At 35.6% G+C, this 1002-nt stretch carries 2 protein-coding genes; both read right to left on the reverse strand.

Annotated features, from left to right (window positions below):
* Positions 1-768: hypothetical protein (locus tag EG242_RS14790; protein ID WP_148090590.1), on the reverse strand; the 768-nt coding region annotated here is incomplete at its 3' end.
* Positions 769-862: 94 nt separating this feature from the next.
* Positions 863-1002 (reverse strand): T9SS type A sorting domain-containing protein (locus EG242_RS15285; protein WP_148090591.1); only part of this gene is annotated, 140 nt, incomplete at its 5' end.

A 1002-nucleotide genomic window follows, 5' to 3' on the forward strand; every position in this document is an offset into this window, starting at 1 on the left:
AGTAAACTTAGCAGTTAATTGTTCGTTTACACCTACATGAGCAGGGCGCGTTGGTATTGCAGAAAGTTTAAAATTATCATATTTCATTAATGCACCTATAAAAGCTTGCTTAGAATGTAGTACACTCGCACTTATTGTTAACACATCACTACTTAAAAAATTAAAACCACTTCTTTCGTATACAGCTAAATAATTTAACGAAGGAACGTACGTATATAAGCACGAAGTATTTGTACTTGCATTATACTCTATATATATTTCTACCTTTATCCATGTATGGTTATATGCTGCGTTGTGATGAAGCTTTAGTGGATAAGTTGTAGCAGTTATATAAGATTCGTTGGCGTTTATCCTGCATTGGAAAGAGCTAACACGACTACCGTTAAGTATTGAAAAACCAAGTGATGTTCGGAATTCCTCCCCTGGTGAGCCGGTAAAATCTTTAGAATAAAAATCGAATTCTAATTTTAAAACATTATTACCCATTGTACGGGTGTTCCATAACGCTGCAAAACCGTTTTTGTCACATATACCTGAAGAATAGATAGTTGGTAACGGAAATTGATTCCAGCCCCATGCCAATACATTTCCCCTACCAGGTTCGGCAATGATGCGTACGTCACTTCCATCAGTTGTTACGTCCCATCCGCCTTGCCCGGTGGTAAACGTACCGATATTATAACCGTCGAAATTTTCAGTCCAAAGTACCTGGCTGTAAATGCTGTTAACACATAGTAGGGTTGTTATAATTAGTAAACATTTTTTCATAATTATAAATGAATTAAACCTTGCCAAAGTTTAGAACTTTGGCAAGGTTGTATCTTAACTTTTATACTGTACACATACAATTTACAATAAAAAACTACTTTTTAACCAGCTTTTTAACTGCTGTACCTTTATTCGTTTGTAAATGTAACATATACGTACCGCTTGCCAAGTTTTCTACGTTTAACTGTATTTCGGCTTCGTTGTTAAAGGTATGTGTACGTAACTGCTTGCCAG

This window comes from Paenimyroides viscosum (assembly GCF_003858535.1).
Classification (GTDB): Bacteria; Bacteroidota; Bacteroidia; order Flavobacteriales; family Flavobacteriaceae; genus Flavobacterium; species Flavobacterium viscosum.